This is a genomic window from Pseudomarimonas arenosa, assembly GCF_014841215.1.
GTDB classification, from domain to species: Bacteria; Pseudomonadota; Gammaproteobacteria; order Xanthomonadales; family Xanthomonadaceae; genus Pseudomarimonas; species Pseudomarimonas arenosa.
In genome coordinates, this window is the sequence record NZ_JACYTR010000058.1 from 15,122 (window position 1) to 29,473 (window position 14,352).

Here is a 14,352-nt window from a genome sequence, read left to right on the forward strand (position 1 = left end):
GCAGCTGCCAGCCGCCGAGCCGGTTCAGGCCCCTTCCTGCCCTTGCATTTCGGCCCGACGGCCGTACCTTGGATGGATGAACACAGAAACCAACCCGCTGTTGTCGGCCAGCGAATTGCCGGCGTTCTCTGCCATTCAGCCCGCGCACGTGCTGCCCGCGGTACGGGCGCGCATCGAACAGGCGCAACTCGGCGTCGAGCAATTGCTGCGCGACCAGACCGAACCTGATTTCCATCGGCTGATCGCGCCGCTGGAGCGGCTGGAGGAAGCCATCGGTCGCAGCTGGTCGCCGGTATCGCATCTGCATGGGGTCAGGGATTCGGCGGAACTGCGTGCAGTGTACGCCGAGGCCGACGAGCTGCTCACCGAGTTCAACACCGAGCTCGGTCAGAATCGCGCCCTGTATGAGGCGGTGAAGTCGATCCACGATGCCGCGGGGTTCGCCGAGCTGGGTCGCGCCGAGCGCACCCTGGTGGAAGACAGCCTGCGTGGCTTCAGGCTTTCCGGCGTGGCTCTGGAAGGCGAGGCGCGACAGCGCTTCAAGCAGATCCAGACCGAGCTGTCGCGGCTGTCGACCGAGTTTGAAGAGGCGGTGCTGGATTGTACCGATGCCTGGGGTCGTGCCCTGGTCGAAGACGAGTTGGCCGGTCTACCGGCTTCGGCGCGGCAGATGCTGGCGCAGATGGCCAAGGAAAAGGGCGAGTCAGGTTATCGAGCGACGCTGAAAGGGCCGGTGGTGCAGGCCCTGCTGACCTATGCCGACAGCCGCAACCTGCGTGAGGAAGTCTATTCCGCCTACAACACCCGCGCCTCTGAGCTCGGGCCGCATGATCACGCCCGCGACAATGGCCCGCGCATCGAACAGATCGTCAAGCTGCGCCATGAGGCCGCCCAGCTGCTCGGCTTCAACAACGCTGCCGAGCTCAGTCTGGCCGACAAGATGGCCGGCAAGCCGGAACGCGTGCTCGCCTTTCTGCATGATCTGGCCGCGCGGGCCAGGCCGCAGGCCGAACGCGAGCTGGCCGAGCTGCAGGCCTTTGCTGCCGAGACCCTGGGCCTGGCCGACCTGCAGCCCTGGGATATCGCCTATGCCAGTGAAAAGCGCCGTCAGGCCCTGTTCGACTTCAGCGAAGAGGACCTGAAGCCCTACTTCCCGCTGCCCGGCGTATTGAACGGCCTGTTCGCCATTGCCGGTCAGGTACTGGGAGTCAAGTTCCGCCCGCGTCAAGGCGTCGATGTCTGGCACCCGGACGTCGCCTACTTTGATGTCCTCCATCACGACGACGAGGTGATCGCCGGTTTCTATGTCGATCATTACGCGCGCAGCGGCAAACGTGGTGGCGCCTGGATGGATGTGTGCCGCTCGCGCTTCCGCGATGGCGCGCTGCAGCGACCGGTGGCCTATCTGACCTGCAATTTCCCACCGCCGAACGGCGATCAGCCGGCCCTGCTGACCCACGACGATGTACTGACCCTGTTCCACGAGTTCGGCCACGGCCTGCACCATATGCTGAGCGAGATCGACTGGCCCAGCGTGTCGGGTATCAGCGGCGTGGAGTGGGATGCCGTGGAACTGCCCAGCCAGTTCCTGGAGAACTTCTGCTGGCAGCGCGAGACCCTGGATTTGTTCGCCCGCCACTGGCAAAGCGGCGAAACCCTGCCCGATGCATTGTTCCAGAAAATGCTTGAAGCGCGGCACTTCCATGCCGGCATGTTCCTGGTGCGGCAGCTGGAGTTTGCCCTGTTCGACTTCCGTCTGCACCTGGAATACGACCCAGCACGAGGCGCTCGGGCGCGGCAACTTCTGGAGGAGGTACGCGCCGAGGTGGCGGTCATCAAGCCACCGGCCTGGCACCGCTTCGCCAACAACTTCACCCACATCTTCGCTGGCGGCTATGCCGCCGGTTACTACAGCTATCTGTGGGCGGAGGTGTTAAGTGCCGACGCCTTTGCGGCTTTTGAGGAAGCCGGCCTGTTCGATTACAACACTGGACAACGCTACCGCCGCGAGATTCTGGCGGTGGGCGGCTCGCGCCCGGCGCTGGAGAGCTTCATCGCCTTCCGCGGCCGCGAGCCGCTTCCGGATGCGCTGTTGAAGAGCTATGGGCTGGCTGCCTGATGGAGGGTTGGCAGGTTATTGAGACTCATCTAGGGAAAGTCTGAATAAGTCCATCCTGGACTTACTCAGACGCGACGAGTCATCGCCGAGCATCCGCTCATTCGCAGAGTTTGGCACCCTTCGACAAGCTCAGGGTGCGCGTTGCCTTGCGGTTAATCGGCCGGATAAGAACGCCTCGATACCACGCTGGCTGAGTCCGTCGAAGCCAGCCGAATCATCGCCGAGCATCCGCTCACTCGCCCAGTTTGGCACCCTTCGACAAGCTCAGGGTGCGCGTTGCCTTGCGGTCAACTAGCCGGTTAAGAACGCCTCGATACCACGCTGGCTGAGCCTGTCGAAGCCAGCCGAATCATCGCCGAGCATCCGCTCACTCGCCCAGTTCGGCACCCTTCGACAAGCTCAGGGTGCGCGTTGCTTTGCGGTGAACTAGCCGGTTAAGAAGGCCTCGACAGCGCGCTGGCTGAGCCTGTCGAAGCCAGCCGAATCATCGCCGAGCATCCGCTCACTCGCAGAGTGTGGCACCCTTCGACAAGCTCAGGGTGCGCGTTGCCTCGCGGTTAACCGGCCGGTTAAGAAAGCCTCGACAGCGCGCTGGCTGAGCCTGTCGAAGCCAGCCAGATCATCGCCGAGATCCGCTCACTCGCCCAGTTCGGCACCCTTCGACAAGCTCAGGGTGCGCGTTGCTTTGCGGTGAACGAACCGGACAAGAAAGCCTCGATACCAAGCTGGCTGAGCCTGTCGAAGCCAGCCGAATCATCGCCGAGCATCCGCTCACCCGCCCAGTTTGGCACCCATCGACAAGCTCAGGGTGCGCGTTGCCTTGCGGTTGACCGGCCGGATAAGAAAGCCTCGACAGCGCGCTGGCTGAGCCCGTCGAAGCCAGCCGAATCATCGCCGAGCATCCGCTCACTCGCCCAGTTCGGCACCCTTCGACAAGCTCAGGGTGCGCGTTGCTTTGCGGTTAATCGGCCGGATAAGAACGCCTCGATACCACGCTGGCTGAGTCCGTCGAAGCCAGCCGAATCATCGCCGAGCATCCGCTCACTCGCCCAGTTCGGCACCCTTCGACAAGCTCAGGGTGCGCGTTGCTTTGCGGTGAACGAACCGGACAAGAAAGCCTCGATACCACGCTGGCTGAGCCTGTCGAAGCCAGCCGAATCATCGCCGAGCATCCGTACACTCGCAGAGTGTGGCACCCTTCGACAAGCTCAGGGTGCGCGTTGCTTTGCGGTGAACTAGCCGGTTAGGAAGGCCTCGACAGCGCGCTGGCTGAGCCTGTCGAAGCCGGCCGAGTCATCGCCGAGCATCCGCTTACTCGCCCAGTTTGGCACCCTTCGACAAGCTCAGGGTGCGCGTTGCCTTGCGGTTAATCGGCCGGATAAGAACGCCTCGATACCACGCTGGCTGAGCCTGTCGAAGCCGGCCGAGTCATCGCCGAGCATCCGCTCACTCGCCCAGTTTGGCACCCTTCGACAAGCTCAGGGTGCGCGTTGCTTTGCGGTCAACTGGCCGGATAAGAAAGCCTCGATACCACGCTGGCTGAGCCTGTCGAAGCCAGCCGAATCATCGCCGAGCATCCGCTCACTCGCAGAGTTTGGCACGCTTCGACAAGCTCAGGGTACGCACTGTCTTGTCGTGGGCGAGCCGGGTCCCGCTGCCCGACTTGGGCAGCGCCCGCTCGGCGTGGGCGGTGCGCCATCGACTATCCCGATTGAACTTCTGTGCCGCAGCGCCGGTCTGGGTCAGGACACCCACGGTGAGTACATCCGATGAAACTGCGATCCCCTGTCATGTTCGGCATGCTCCTGCTATTGCTGGCTGGCACTCTGCGCGCCGAGGTGACCGAGCGACTGAGCAAGGAGTTCATTCCACCGGCCAACGAGGACAAGATCGAGGTGATCGAGGTCTTCGGCTATTGGTGCATCCATTGCGCCACCTTGCGCCAGCCGTTGGAAGACTGGGGCAAGGCGCAGTCCACTGACGTGCATTTGCGCTACTTGCCGGCAGTATTCAGCGGCGGCATGGAGGACGAGTTGGCACGCGCCTTCTTTGCCGCAGAGGCGATGGGTGTGTTGAGCACCCTGCATGAGCCGCTGTTCAATGCGGTGGCGGTGACCCGTCGTGTTCGCGATCGCGCCGGCATTCTCGCCACGGTGGAGCAGGCCGGCATCGACTCCGCCCTGTTCGCCTCGACCATGGATTCGTTCAGCGTGCGGGCCAAGGCCAACCAATCGAAATCACTGATGCCGCGCTACGGCATCGGCGTTACGCCAACCTTGATCATCCAGGGCCGAACCTTGCTGGAGCCCAGCACCGGTGGCCTGGATGCAATGCTAAAGCGCGCCGACGAATTGGTCGCTGAGGCCCGAGCACGGCGTGCATCGCCCTGATCACTGAGTTCCGCCGTGACACCATCACTTTAACCGATGTCAGGACACCACCATGCTTCGACTATTCGCTTTGCTGCTGTTCTTCCCCTTGCTCGGCCAAGCAGCTGAGGAAACCAACGACGCCCTGCGCGAACGCGCGCAAGCCGCGCTCTCTCGCCTGGTGCCTCAGGCCAAGCTGGAGCAGGTGCGCGCCAGTTCTGTCGACGGCATGCTGGAACTGGTGGTCGATGGCAATGTGCTGTACCTCAGCGCCGACGGCAAGCACCTGTTTCAGGGCAATGTATTTGATACGGCGCGGGCCACCAATCTCACCGAGCAGTCGCGTTCGAGCCTGCGCAAGGACGGTATCGCCAAGCTATCGGAATCGACCCTGATTCGCTTTGCGCCAAAAGCACCCACCCACGAAGTCACCGTGTTCACCGCCATCGACTGCGCCTATTGCCGCCGCTTCCATCAGGATATCGAGGAGTATCTGGATGCCGGCATCGCGGTGAACTACGTACTGATTCCCCTCGGCGGCGCCGGATCAGCCGCCGATCAGGCCTCACGCCAGGTGCATTGCGCGGCTGATCGACCGCAGGCCTTTACTGCCGCCACCTTTGGTCAGTCAGTGGAAGCACGTGCGGAGTGCCCGTCGGGGTATCAGGCAGGCATCGATCTGGCGGCGCGTCTCGGCATCACCAACACACCGACCTTGATCGGCTCCAACGGCGAGCTCATTGGCGGCTATCTCAGCGCCAAGGATCTGCTGGCCAAGCTGGTCGCCAGCACGCCCTAGCAGCCTGCTGGAATGCTCATTTCAGCACCCTGCTAGCACAGCACTCCGGCCATGTTCTCGCCAAGCACCCTCGATCCACGATCGATGCTGTTCTGGAGCGGACTGCCGTTCATTGCCACGCAGGGGCTGTGGTTGAAGCGTCGCGCCTACCGCGCTCCGGAGGCGCCAGGGCCACGACACGGCCTGATCGAGTGCGATGCCGGAGGTCCGCCACTGCGACTGCGCGCCCTGGGGGATTCGATCATCGCCGGCGTCGCCCTGGCATCAACCGCGGACGCACTGCCGGCACAGCTGGCGCGGGCGCTATCCGCCCAAACCATGCGTTCAGTGGATTGGCAGGCACTGGGACGCAACGGCGCTGACGCCAGCGAGGCCTTGAGCGCGGCGCACGCGGACTCATCGAGTTTTCGTGACTGCGACCTGGTGCTGATTTCGATTGGCGTCAATGATGTGACCGGCCTGCGCCGACGGCGCGCATTCGCGTCGGATCTATCAGCCCTGATCGACTGGCTTCATGGGCAGTCGCCCAAGGCCCGCATCGTATTCTGCGCCACCCCGCCGCTTGAGGTGTTTCCGCTACTGCCCAGCCCGTTACGGCACTTGATGGGACTGCGAGCGCGGCAGTTCGATCAGGTTATCGCCCGTGCCGCAGAAAGCCAGCCACTCGCCCTGCATGCCCCGATTCCGTTTCGGCCGGATGCCAGCGGTTTCGCCGACGATGGCTTTCATCCCAACTCCGCCAGCGTGGCGCGCTGGAGCGAGTGGTTAAGCGGGCAGGTGCTGCAGCGCTGGTCCGATTTGGGGCGGCCTAGTACGCCGATCAGGGTCTGATGCAGTCGACCGGGTGTTGTTGGTCAGCTTCGAAGCGCTTGCCGTGCTTGCACACCAGATCCGCTTCGGCACTGGAGTAACCCCATAGCACCACGCGAATCTCCCGATCGTGCGGGGTTCGTCGTGCCACGCTGAGGTACGGGTAGCCGGCGCGCTGATTGGCAAACAAGGGAGCGAACCGCGGCGGCAGGCTGGTCGAACAGCTGGGCGAACTGAGCTGCCAGTCACTGAGACCGGCCTGCCAGCGCTTGGCCTGCTGCTGGCAATCAGTCGCATCCACCGCCTGCAGCAGAAACACCTGCTCCAGATCACGACCGGCTTCGCTCTTGCTGCCGCGAAGCTCAAGATAGGTCGGATTGGCAATGATCTGCGGATGGTCGGCGGCCTGCTGGCGACTGCTGGCGACCGCAGTAACGCCGGCAAAGGCAAGGCCAACCAGCAAGATCATCATCGGACCCTTGGACTCACGCCAGTGCAGTGGCACGAACAGCAATATGGTGGCCGGCACCAGCAAGGTCAGCAGCCCCCAGGGCAGGCTGACCCGAAAGGCGGCAATCACGATTCCGATCATGCCAATCAACAGGATCGACCCAACCACAAGCGACATGGCGAACATAAACGAACCCGGATATTGAAACGATCGAAGCTCAGGAAGGCGCAAGCGGCCGACGACGCGGCAGCGCCCGGCTTCATACCAGCTTCACAGCAGCGGCGCGGACTATATCAGCAAAATCAGTCATGTACAGGTGTGGGCGGGGGGGGCGAGCCCCTGTTGAGTCACGCACTCGATCGGTCGGAATCTTCGATGGATAATCAAAAAGACATGAGATACGGCACTCACCCTTGAGTCACGAACTCGGTCGGTGAAACGGCGGGCTAGAGCCCGCCCCTACCAGGCTGCTGAAATGCTCATTTCAGCAGCCTGCTACGTTCCGCAGAATGTCTTCTCGACACGCTGTTCCACCTCCGGCGGCTGCATGAATCGCTGCTGCGCTGGACCATCGTCGAACGGCCGACATAGTGCGGCCAGCAGCTCATCGAATGGCTGCATGTCGTCGGCGTAGGCCGCTGCGATCACCCGCTCGATCTGATGATTGCGCGGTATCACGGCGGGATTGGCGCGGCGTAGCCGGGTACGGATGGCGTCAACATCGCACTGTTCTGCACTGAGCCGCGCCTGCCAGGCCGGGCACCAGCGGTCCATGGCCGGCGTTCGCGGCAGGGTGGCCATTACCCCTGCCTGCTCGCTGCCGCAGCGATCTGCCAGTGCGCTGAAACTCCGCGTGTAGTCGGCCTCGATCTCGTGCAGTGCGGCAAGAAAATGTTCGATCAGCTCGCTATCGCCGGGCTGCGCCGTGTCCAGCCCAAACTTGGGTCGCATCCGCGCCAGCCAGGCAGCCTCGAAGGCCGGTACGAAGGCCTGCACGGCGGTGCTGGCCAGTTCGATCCCCGCGGCCTCATCGGCATCGATCAGTGGCAGCAGACATTCGGCAAGACGGGCCAGATTCCATTGCGCGATGCCCGGCTGGTTGCTGTAGGCATAGCGTCCCTGTTGATCGATGGAACTGAACACCTTGTTTGGATTGTACTCATCGAGAAACGCGCAGGGGCCATAGTCGATCGTTTCCCCACTGAGCGCCATGTTGTCGGTATTCATCACACCGTGAATAAAGCCAACGCTCATCCAGTGCGCGATCAGCTCGGCCTGCCGTTCAATGACCGCCTGAAGCAGGGCCAGCGCCGGCCGCTCGGCCTCCTGGCAGTGCGGATAGTGTCGGCAGATCACCCAGTCGCTCAAGGCCTGCAGCGAGGCGATGTCGCGTCGGCAGGCGAAGTACTCGAAGCTGCCCACCCGCACATGGCTGCTGGCCAAGCGGGCGAGAACACCACCCGGCAGCGGCCGTTCGCGCTGCACGAGCTCGCCGGAAGCGATGGCAGCCAAACTGCGGGTAGTGGGCACACCCAGCGCGTGCATGGCCTCACTGACCAGCACTTCGCGCAGCACGGGGCCAAGCGCGGCACGGCCATCTCCGCCGCGCGAGAACGGCGTGCGCCCGGATCCCTTGAGCTGCAGTTCGAATCGCGCCCCATCCGGGCTGACGATGTCGCCCAGCAGCAGAGCACGGCCATCGCCCAGCTGGGGCACGAAGTGGCCGAACTGATGGCCGGCATAGGCGGTGGCCAGGCCGCTGGGCGGGCTGGGCCCGTCCAATCCGGCCAGCAGCCGCGCTATCTGTGCCGGCTCTACCGCGGGCATACCGAGGCGCTCGGCCAAGCCGGCGTTCCAGTGCAACAGCTGCGGTGCCGCAACCGGCGCGGGCCGCTGCGGATGGGAAAAGCCGGCTGGCAGTTGCCGATACTCCGGCGGCCGTAGCCATGCGAACGGACTGCTCATCGCCCCATTGTAGGCGCAATCGGGCAAGCCACCCGAGGACCGCGATCGACTATTGGGTCACAATAGTGCGCTGATCACGTTCTGGATGATCTGGTTCTGTGCTGATTTGGAGTTCTCATGCGTCTTTTGCTTGCCCTACTTGTCCTGGCGTTTGCGCTTCCGGTGCGCGCCGAACCGCCGGTGCCCTTACTGTGGAAGGTCGAACGTGATGCCGGAACGGTCTATCTGCTCGGCTCGATCCATGTGCTGAAGCCAGCTGATTACCCGCTGGCGGAGATCCTGGAAGCGGCTTACGACGACGCCGAGCAGGTGGTATTCGAGATCGCGCCGGCCGAGCTGGCCGGGGGCCAGGCGGCGTCCAAGATGATGGAGCTGGCGCGCTTCGAAGACGGCCGGACTCTGCGCGAAACCGTATCGGCTGACACCCTGGCCAAACTGCGAACCTTCCTCGGTAGCGATGCCGCCGTGGCTGCCGCCGACGGCTTTGAACCCTGGTATATGACGGTCAATCTTGCTGTGATGGCGGTCATGCAAGCCGGTTTCGATCCCAGCCTGGGCATCGACATGCACTTCATGCAGCGCAGCGCCAAGGACGGCAAGGCCACCGGCGGACTGGAAACCCTCAGCCAGCAGCTCGGCACCTTCGATCGCACGCCGATGGCAGAGCAGGACAAGATGCTCGGCGACACCCTGAAATCGATCGGCGAGCTGCGCAAGGAGTTCGATCGACTGCATGCCAACTGGCGCCGCGGCGATGCCGAGGCATTGGCAGCCGAGCTGGTCAGCAAGATGAAGAATGAAACTCCGACGGCGTATCAGCTGCTCAATGTCGAGCGCAATCAGGCCTGGCTGCCGCAGATCGAAGCCATGCTGGGCAAAACCGATGACCACCTGGTAGTGGTCGGTGCCTTGCATCTTATTGGCGAGGATGGTCTGGTGCAGCAGCTGCGCGCGCGTGGCTGGCAGGTCGAGCGGCTGAGCGCCACACCCTGATTGCAAGGAAAGTCGGATGAAAATTGCCTCCTGGAACGTCAATTCCCTTAACGTTCGGCTGCCGCATCTGCAGGAGTGGTTGAAACTGCGCCAACCGGATGTGGTTGGCCTGCAGGAAACCAAGCTGGAGGACCACAAGTTTCCCGATGACGCCCTGCTCGAACTTGGCTATCGCTCGGTGTTCAGCGGTCAGAAGACCTACAACGGGGTTGCCCTGCTGTCGCGCGAATCTGCCAGCGAGGTGCAAATCGGCATTCCGGGCTTTGGCGATGATCAGAAGCGGGTCATCGCCGCCAGCTATGGCGATCTTCGCGTGGTGAACCTGTATGTGGTGAACGGCAAGGCGGTGGGCGACGAGAAGTACGACTACAAGCTGGGCTGGCTGGACGCCGTCCACGGCTGGCTGAGCGAGGAAATCAAACGCTGGCCGAAGCTGGTGGTGATGGGTGATTTCAATATCGCCCCGGATGATCGCGATGTCCACGATCCTGCGGCCTGGGATGAGCAGATTCTGTGCTCGACGGCCGAACGCAACGCATTGCAGCGACTGCTGGCACTGGGTCTGCACGACAGCTTCCGGCTGCACAGCGAAGAAGGCGGCCAATTCAGCTGGTGGGACTACCGCGCCGCCGGCTTCCGTCGCAATCTCGGGCTGCGGATTGACCTTGCGCTGATTAGCGATGCGCTGAAGCCGACCTGCATCGGCTCGGTGATCGATCGCGAACCGCGCACCTGGGAGCGGCCCAGCGATCACGCGCCGGTGTGGGTGGAGTTGGCGTAGGGCGGGCCCTGGCCCGCCATGCGAACACACGACACTGCGCAGCCCGATCTGCGCGAACCACGTCAGCGGAAGCCACAAAGCGGCGGGCCTGGGCCCGCCCTACTTGGCACAGCTCACTTCAACGGCTTGATCTCCTTCACGCTACGCGCCGCTTCCAGGATCAGGCCACCGGGCACGCGGATGCGATAGTCCGGATTCACATAGTGAAACTGGATGATCTGATTGCCATCAAGCACGAATACCGCGGGCACGGGAAGAACATGATGGGTTTGGCCGGAGGCCTGTTCCAGATCGATGCCATAGCCCTTGTACTTCTCCAGGGTCGGATCATCGACCCGGAAACCGATGCCCAAAGCGCCGATCAGGCTCAGGCTGCTGTCCGACAGCAGGGTGTATTCGAGCGGCATGTCGCCCAGGGTCGCGCGCAGCGATTCCGGGCGGTCTGGGCTGATCGCGATCAGCTTGTAGCCGAGCTCGCGCAGGCCCGGGAAGGTCAGGCGCAACTGGCTCAGCTGGATATTGCAGTAGGGACACCAGCCACCGCGGTAGAACACCAGTACCGAAGGGGTCTTGCCGATCAACTCAGCGAGTTTCACCGGCTGACCGTCGCGATCGCGCAACTCGGCTGGGGGCAGCGGGGTGCCGAGCAGGGGCGGGTGAACCTGCTTGGGGTCGGTCGGAAATTCAGCCGCCAAGGCAGCCAATGGCAGCAAGCCGGTCAACAAGGCGAGCAAGCCGAGCGAGATCAGGCGGATGGCGGGGGTCATGCGTGGCTCCGGTCAAACAGCGTTGCGCCGCGGGTCGCGTACAGGTTCATCAGACTATCACCGCCGGTTCAGCTGAGCTTGACGCAAGGCCGCCGGTGCTTGGGCATACTCGCTAGACCTATTGACGAGGCAAGGGCGTGGTATTGAGTTCCGTGTTCCTGTTGGCCAGCGCAGGCGGCGACGTGGTGCTGACCGATCATCTGCGCTCGCAGTTGGTGGCCGAATCAACCGCCGCGGTGGCCGGGCAAAGCCTGCGCCTGGGCCTGTTGTTCGAGCATGAACCGCTTTGGCACACCTATTGGGTGAATCCCGGTGATTCCGGCCTGCCGACGCGGCTGCGCTTGACCTTGCCCGACGGCGTATCGGCGCAGGACGTGCAATGGCCGGCACCACAGCGCTTCGATCTCGGCGATATCGTCAATTACGGCTACGAAGGCCGGATCTTGCTGCCGGTCAACCTGCTGCTGCCGGCGGAGCTTGCCGGGCCGAGCCTGAGTATCGAACTGCAGGCACGCTGGCTGGTGTGTCAGGAGGAATGCATTCCGGGCCAGGCCAGTTACCGACTGCAGCTGCCGCTGGCCAGCCGAGCTGAAGCCGATCCACGCTGGCAGGCCGATTTTCAGCGCGCCACGCAGGCTCAACCGAAAGCGGTGGACTGGTCGGCGACGCTGAGCGAGCAGGGTGACGCCGTGCAGCTGGCCTTGCACGGCAACCTACCGCCGCAGCTCGCCAAGGCCAGGTGGTTCCCGCATACGCCTCGGCTGGTCGCCAACAGCGCCCTGCCAACCTGGCAGGCAACTGTGCAGGGCGGCCACTGGCGGTGGCGCAAGAGCGAGTTTTTTTCTGCCCTGCCGGGCCAGAGCGAATGGTGGCTGCGCCTCGGCGATGAAACCTACCGTTTTGTCGCCCGGTCAGAACCGACAACGGACCATGCTGAGGGCACTGGCAAGTAGCCAGCTGCCATTGACCCCAAGCCCAAGGAGGAATAGTCAATGAAGTCCCTGTTTACCCCGCTCGCCCTGGCCGCCATGGTGATTCCGTTCGCCGCCAGCGCCGCGCCCAAGGTAGGCGAAACCGCACCTGCCTTCACCTTGACCGATAGCCAGGGTCAGTCGCGTTCGCTAAGCGACTTTGCCGGCAAGACGGTGGTGCTGGAGTGGACCAATCACGAGTGTCCGTTCGTCAAGAAGCACTACAACAGCGGCAATATTCCCGATCAACAGCGCCAGGCCACCGCTAAGGACGTGGTCTGGCTGGTGATCAACTCCTCAGCGCCAGGCAAGCAAGGTCATGTCGATGGCGCCCAGGCAGAGCAGATTCAAAGCGGCTGGAAGGCGGCACAGACCTATTACTTGCTTGACCCGGAAGGTCAGGTCGGCCAGAGCTATTCCGCCAAGACCACTCCGCATATGTACATCATCGACCCCAGCGGAACCCTGCGTTATGCAGGGGCAATTGACAGCATTGCCAGTGCCGATCAGGACGACCTGGCGGATGCCACCCAGTATGTGCCGCAGGTGTTGAGCGAATTGGCCGCCGGCAAGGCGGTGAGCGTGAGTTTGACCCAGCCCTACGGCTGCAGCGTGAAGTACAAAGGCTAAGGCGCCAGCAGGTTGCTGAGACCTCCAACCGTTCGGCAGGCTCACGGCAAGCCGGTCGCGGCAGAGCCGCGCCACCTTTGCCTTAACAGGCAGCCGAAATCAGTCTCAGCAGCCTGCCAGGTCATGGGCGTAGCGGTTGATGGGAAGGGGGGGGCCACTGGCCCGCCCGTGAGAGCCAGCCGATGGCAGGCTGATTCCACACTATCCCCACCATCACACCATCTCCACCCTCGGGAGGCGCCGCGAATGATCGATGTCGTCGTCCGCTTTAACACCTCGGTGGCTCACCTGCAGCAAACAGCGCTGCATCGTGATAGCGTTCGCGACTTTCCATCTGTCCATGCGCCCGAGGATCGTCACCCCCATTCCCACCGCATCATGCTCCTTTTCGCCGCGTGCAGGATCGCTGTCAGCACTGCTGGCCTGCCTGTTGATTCCCGCCACGGGCTGGGCTCAGAGCTGTGTCCTGACCCGCCTCGATAGCCCCTTGATGAAGGCCTTCGAACAGCAGGCGCCGGAGCAGGCCGAGGAACCGCAGCGCTGGCAGATTGGCCTGGGCTGGCGCTATGGCTACTCGTTCCGTCATTTCGTCGGCAGCGAAGAGCAGGAGCATCGAGTCGAGGAGAACAGTCAGGTGGTCAATAATGTCCATCTGTTCGACCTTTCCCTGCGCTACAGCTTTGACGATAGCACCAGCCTGTCGGTTGGTCTTCCTTACCTATCGGCGCGCCGGTCATCGGGACTGCGCGGCCCCGACGGTGAGGTGGTCCGACGTTATGACCGCAGCCACACCAATGGCATCGGCGACATGACCGTGGTGTTCAATCGCCTGATCTGGGATCCGAAAGCCCATCCGCGTTCCAATCTTTCCTGGGGCCTGGGCCTGAAGCTGCCGACTGGTGAGTATCGGCAAAAGCAGAACACGCTTCGTTTGGTCAACGGCGTGGAAGAGTTGTCCATCGGCATCGCTGACCCCTCGGTGCAGCCCGGCGATGGCGCCTGGGGCATCGTGCTGGAACTGAGCGGCTACCGCCTGCTGGGTGATTCCGACAACGTGGCGCTGTACGGCAGCGCGCTGTACGTGCTCGAGCCCGAAGGAACCAATGGTGTAGAGCGTCCTGGCGCGCGCCCCGGGGAGGAAGAGGTTTCGGTTACCGACCAATACGTCGGACGACTTGGGCTGCAATGGTCACCGGCCAAGTGGCAGGGCTGGACCCTGGGACTCGGCGGCCGCATCGAGGGCGTGCCGGTGCGTGACCTGATCGGCTCGGATGAAGGTCGCCGTCGGCCCGGCTACATGGTGTCGGTCGACCCTTCGGTGAGCTGGAACCAAGGCCCGCATTCGGTATCCCTGTCGATGCCCTGGGCGGTCATTCGCAATCGGCAAAAGAGCGTGGCCGATCTTCGCAATGGCCTGCACGGCGACGCCGCGTTTCCCGACTATCTGCTGCTGCTCAACTACACGCGTCGTTTCTGAGCACATGGTTCAAGCGCGAATGGCTCACGGAAAGGCCCCGCGAGCGGCGGGGCTAGCTAGCCCGGATATTTCAGGCGCTGTTGAATTCTGAGTGGGTTAGCAGCCTGTCGGACTTCGTCCCGCGAAACGCGATTTCGGTCGATCTTACCCAACGATCGATGGCGTCAGGTGGTTCTTCGATTCCGCAATCGGTCGGCCCTTCGCCGAATCGCTGAACGTG

General features: G+C 63.1%; 14 protein-coding genes. 9 read left to right on the forward strand and 5 right to left on the reverse strand.

Features of this window, described 5'->3' with window-relative positions:
* Positions 1-76: 76 nt before the first annotated feature.
* The gene (locus tag IFO71_RS17985; protein ID WP_192031058.1) at positions 77-2,119 is read left to right on the forward strand and encodes a M3 family metallopeptidase; all 2,043 of its coding nucleotides are present in this window, start codon (positions 77-79) and stop codon (positions 2,117-2,119) included.
* A 1,581-nt stretch (positions 2,120-3,700) separates the two neighbouring features.
* Here IFO71_RS17985 and IFO71_RS17990 read toward each other — a convergent pair.
* Positions 3,701-3,874 carry a hypothetical protein gene (locus tag IFO71_RS17990; protein WP_192031059.1) on the reverse strand — a complete coding sequence of 58 codons (174 nt, stop codon included), beginning with the start codon at positions 3,872-3,874 and terminating at the stop codon, positions 3,701-3,703.
* 14 nt (positions 3,875-3,888) lie between these two features.
* On the opposite strand from IFO71_RS17990, the gene IFO71_RS17995 reads away from it, so the two are divergent.
* Genes IFO71_RS17995 through IFO71_RS18005 form a run of 3 tightly spaced genes read left to right on the forward strand, consistent with a single transcriptional unit; the run spans position 3,889 to position 6,118 of the window.
* Positions 3,889-4,509, forward strand: coding sequence for a thiol:disulfide interchange protein DsbA/DsbL (locus tag IFO71_RS17995; RefSeq protein WP_192031060.1), 621 nt, complete (start codon positions 3,889-3,891; stop codon positions 4,507-4,509).
* A gap of 52 nt (positions 4,510-4,561) precedes the next feature.
* Complete coding sequence (locus IFO71_RS18000) at positions 4,562-5,287, forward strand: DsbC family protein (protein WP_192031061.1); 726 nt, start codon at positions 4,562-4,564, stop codon at positions 5,285-5,287.
* Between the two features lie 51 nt (positions 5,288-5,338).
* The gene (locus IFO71_RS18005; protein ID WP_192031062.1) at positions 5,339-6,118 is read left to right on the forward strand and encodes an SGNH/GDSL hydrolase family protein; all 780 of its coding nucleotides are present in this window, start codon (positions 5,339-5,341) and stop codon (positions 6,116-6,118) included.
* Here the strand turns inward: IFO71_RS18005 and IFO71_RS18010 are convergent.
* On the reverse strand, positions 6,108-6,725 hold the full coding sequence (locus IFO71_RS18010) for a hypothetical protein (protein ID WP_192031063.1): 618 nt from the start codon (positions 6,723-6,725) through the stop codon (positions 6,108-6,110). The genes IFO71_RS18005 and IFO71_RS18010 overlap by 11 nt on opposite strands.
* 318 nt (positions 6,726-7,043) lie before the next feature.
* Entirely contained in the window at positions 7,044-8,513 is a 1,470-nt protein-coding gene (locus tag IFO71_RS18015) for a protein adenylyltransferase SelO (protein WP_192031064.1), read from the reverse strand.
* Between the two features lie 117 nt (positions 8,514-8,630).
* On the opposite strand from IFO71_RS18015, the gene IFO71_RS18020 reads away from it, so the two are divergent.
* Entirely contained in the window at positions 8,631-9,506 is an 876-nt protein-coding gene (locus IFO71_RS18020) for a TraB/GumN family protein (protein ID WP_192031065.1), read from the forward strand.
* Between the two features lie 16 nt (positions 9,507-9,522).
* On the forward strand, positions 9,523-10,287 hold the full coding sequence (gene xth, locus IFO71_RS18025) for an exodeoxyribonuclease III (RefSeq protein ID WP_192031066.1): 765 nt from the start codon (positions 9,523-9,525) through the stop codon (positions 10,285-10,287).
* 113 nt (positions 10,288-10,400) lie between these two features.
* Here xth and IFO71_RS18030 read toward each other — a convergent pair whose 3' ends face one another.
* Positions 10,401-11,054 (reverse strand): peroxiredoxin-like family protein, encoded by a 654-nt coding sequence (locus IFO71_RS18030; RefSeq protein WP_192031067.1) that lies wholly within the window; start codon positions 11,052-11,054, stop codon positions 10,401-10,403.
* Positions 11,055-11,191: 137 nt separating this feature from the next.
* Between IFO71_RS18030 and IFO71_RS18035 the strand changes: the two genes are divergently transcribed.
* Both IFO71_RS18035 and IFO71_RS18040 read left to right on the forward strand, forming a co-directional pair.
* The gene (locus IFO71_RS18035; RefSeq protein WP_332309409.1) at positions 11,192-12,007 is read left to right on the forward strand and encodes a protein-disulfide reductase DsbD domain-containing protein; all 816 of its coding nucleotides are present in this window, start codon (positions 11,192-11,194) and stop codon (positions 12,005-12,007) included.
* 39 nt (positions 12,008-12,046) lie between these two features.
* Positions 12,047-12,655, forward strand: coding sequence for a redoxin domain-containing protein (locus IFO71_RS18040; RefSeq protein ID WP_192031069.1), 609 nt, complete (start codon positions 12,047-12,049; stop codon positions 12,653-12,655).
* Between the two features lie 213 nt (positions 12,656-12,868).
* On the opposite strand, the gene IFO71_RS18045 is transcribed toward IFO71_RS18040, so the two are convergent.
* Complete coding sequence (locus IFO71_RS18045) at positions 12,869-13,099, reverse strand: hypothetical protein (protein ID WP_192031070.1); 231 nt, start codon at positions 13,097-13,099, stop codon at positions 12,869-12,871.
* Positions 13,100-13,145: 46 nt separating this feature from the next.
* On the opposite strand from IFO71_RS18045, the gene IFO71_RS18050 reads away from it, so the two are divergent.
* Positions 13,146-14,132: a transporter gene (locus IFO71_RS18050; protein ID WP_192031071.1), complete on the forward strand. Its 987-nt coding sequence runs from the start codon at positions 13,146-13,148 to the stop codon at positions 14,130-14,132.
* The last annotated feature ends 220 nt before the right edge of the window (positions 14,133-14,352 follow it).

Bases quoted from the DNA above. Each gene is read 5' to 3' on its own strand.
- IFO71_RS18050 (WP_192031071.1), top strand. From the start codon at position 13,146: ATGAAGGCCTTCGAACAGCAGGCGCCGGAGCAGGCCGAGGAACCGCAG.
- IFO71_RS18015 (WP_192031064.1), bottom strand. From the start codon at position 8,513: ATGAGCAGTCCGTTCGCATGGCTACGGCCGCCGGAGTATCGGCAACTG.
- IFO71_RS18000 (WP_192031061.1), top strand. From the start codon at position 4,562: ATGCTTCGACTATTCGCTTTGCTGCTGTTCTTCCCCTTGCTCGGCCAA.
- IFO71_RS18005 (WP_192031062.1), top strand. From the start codon at position 5,339: ATGTTCTCGCCAAGCACCCTCGATCCACGATCGATGCTGTTCTGGAGC.
- IFO71_RS18030 (WP_192031067.1), bottom strand. From the start codon at position 11,054: ATGACCCCCGCCATCCGCCTGATCTCGCTCGGCTTGCTCGCCTTGTTG.
- IFO71_RS18040 (WP_192031069.1), top strand. From the start codon at position 12,047: ATGAAGTCCCTGTTTACCCCGCTCGCCCTGGCCGCCATGGTGATTCCG.
- xth (WP_192031066.1), top strand. From the start codon at position 9,523: ATGAAAATTGCCTCCTGGAACGTCAATTCCCTTAACGTTCGGCTGCCG.
- IFO71_RS17995 (WP_192031060.1), top strand. From the start codon at position 3,889: ATGAAACTGCGATCCCCTGTCATGTTCGGCATGCTCCTGCTATTGCTG.
- IFO71_RS18010 (WP_192031063.1), bottom strand. From the start codon at position 6,725: ATGTCGCTTGTGGTTGGGTCGATCCTGTTGATTGGCATGATCGGAATC.
- IFO71_RS17985 (WP_192031058.1), top strand. From the start codon at position 77: ATGAACACAGAAACCAACCCGCTGTTGTCGGCCAGCGAATTGCCGGCG.
- IFO71_RS18020 (WP_192031065.1), top strand. From the start codon at position 8,631: ATGCGTCTTTTGCTTGCCCTACTTGTCCTGGCGTTTGCGCTTCCGGTG.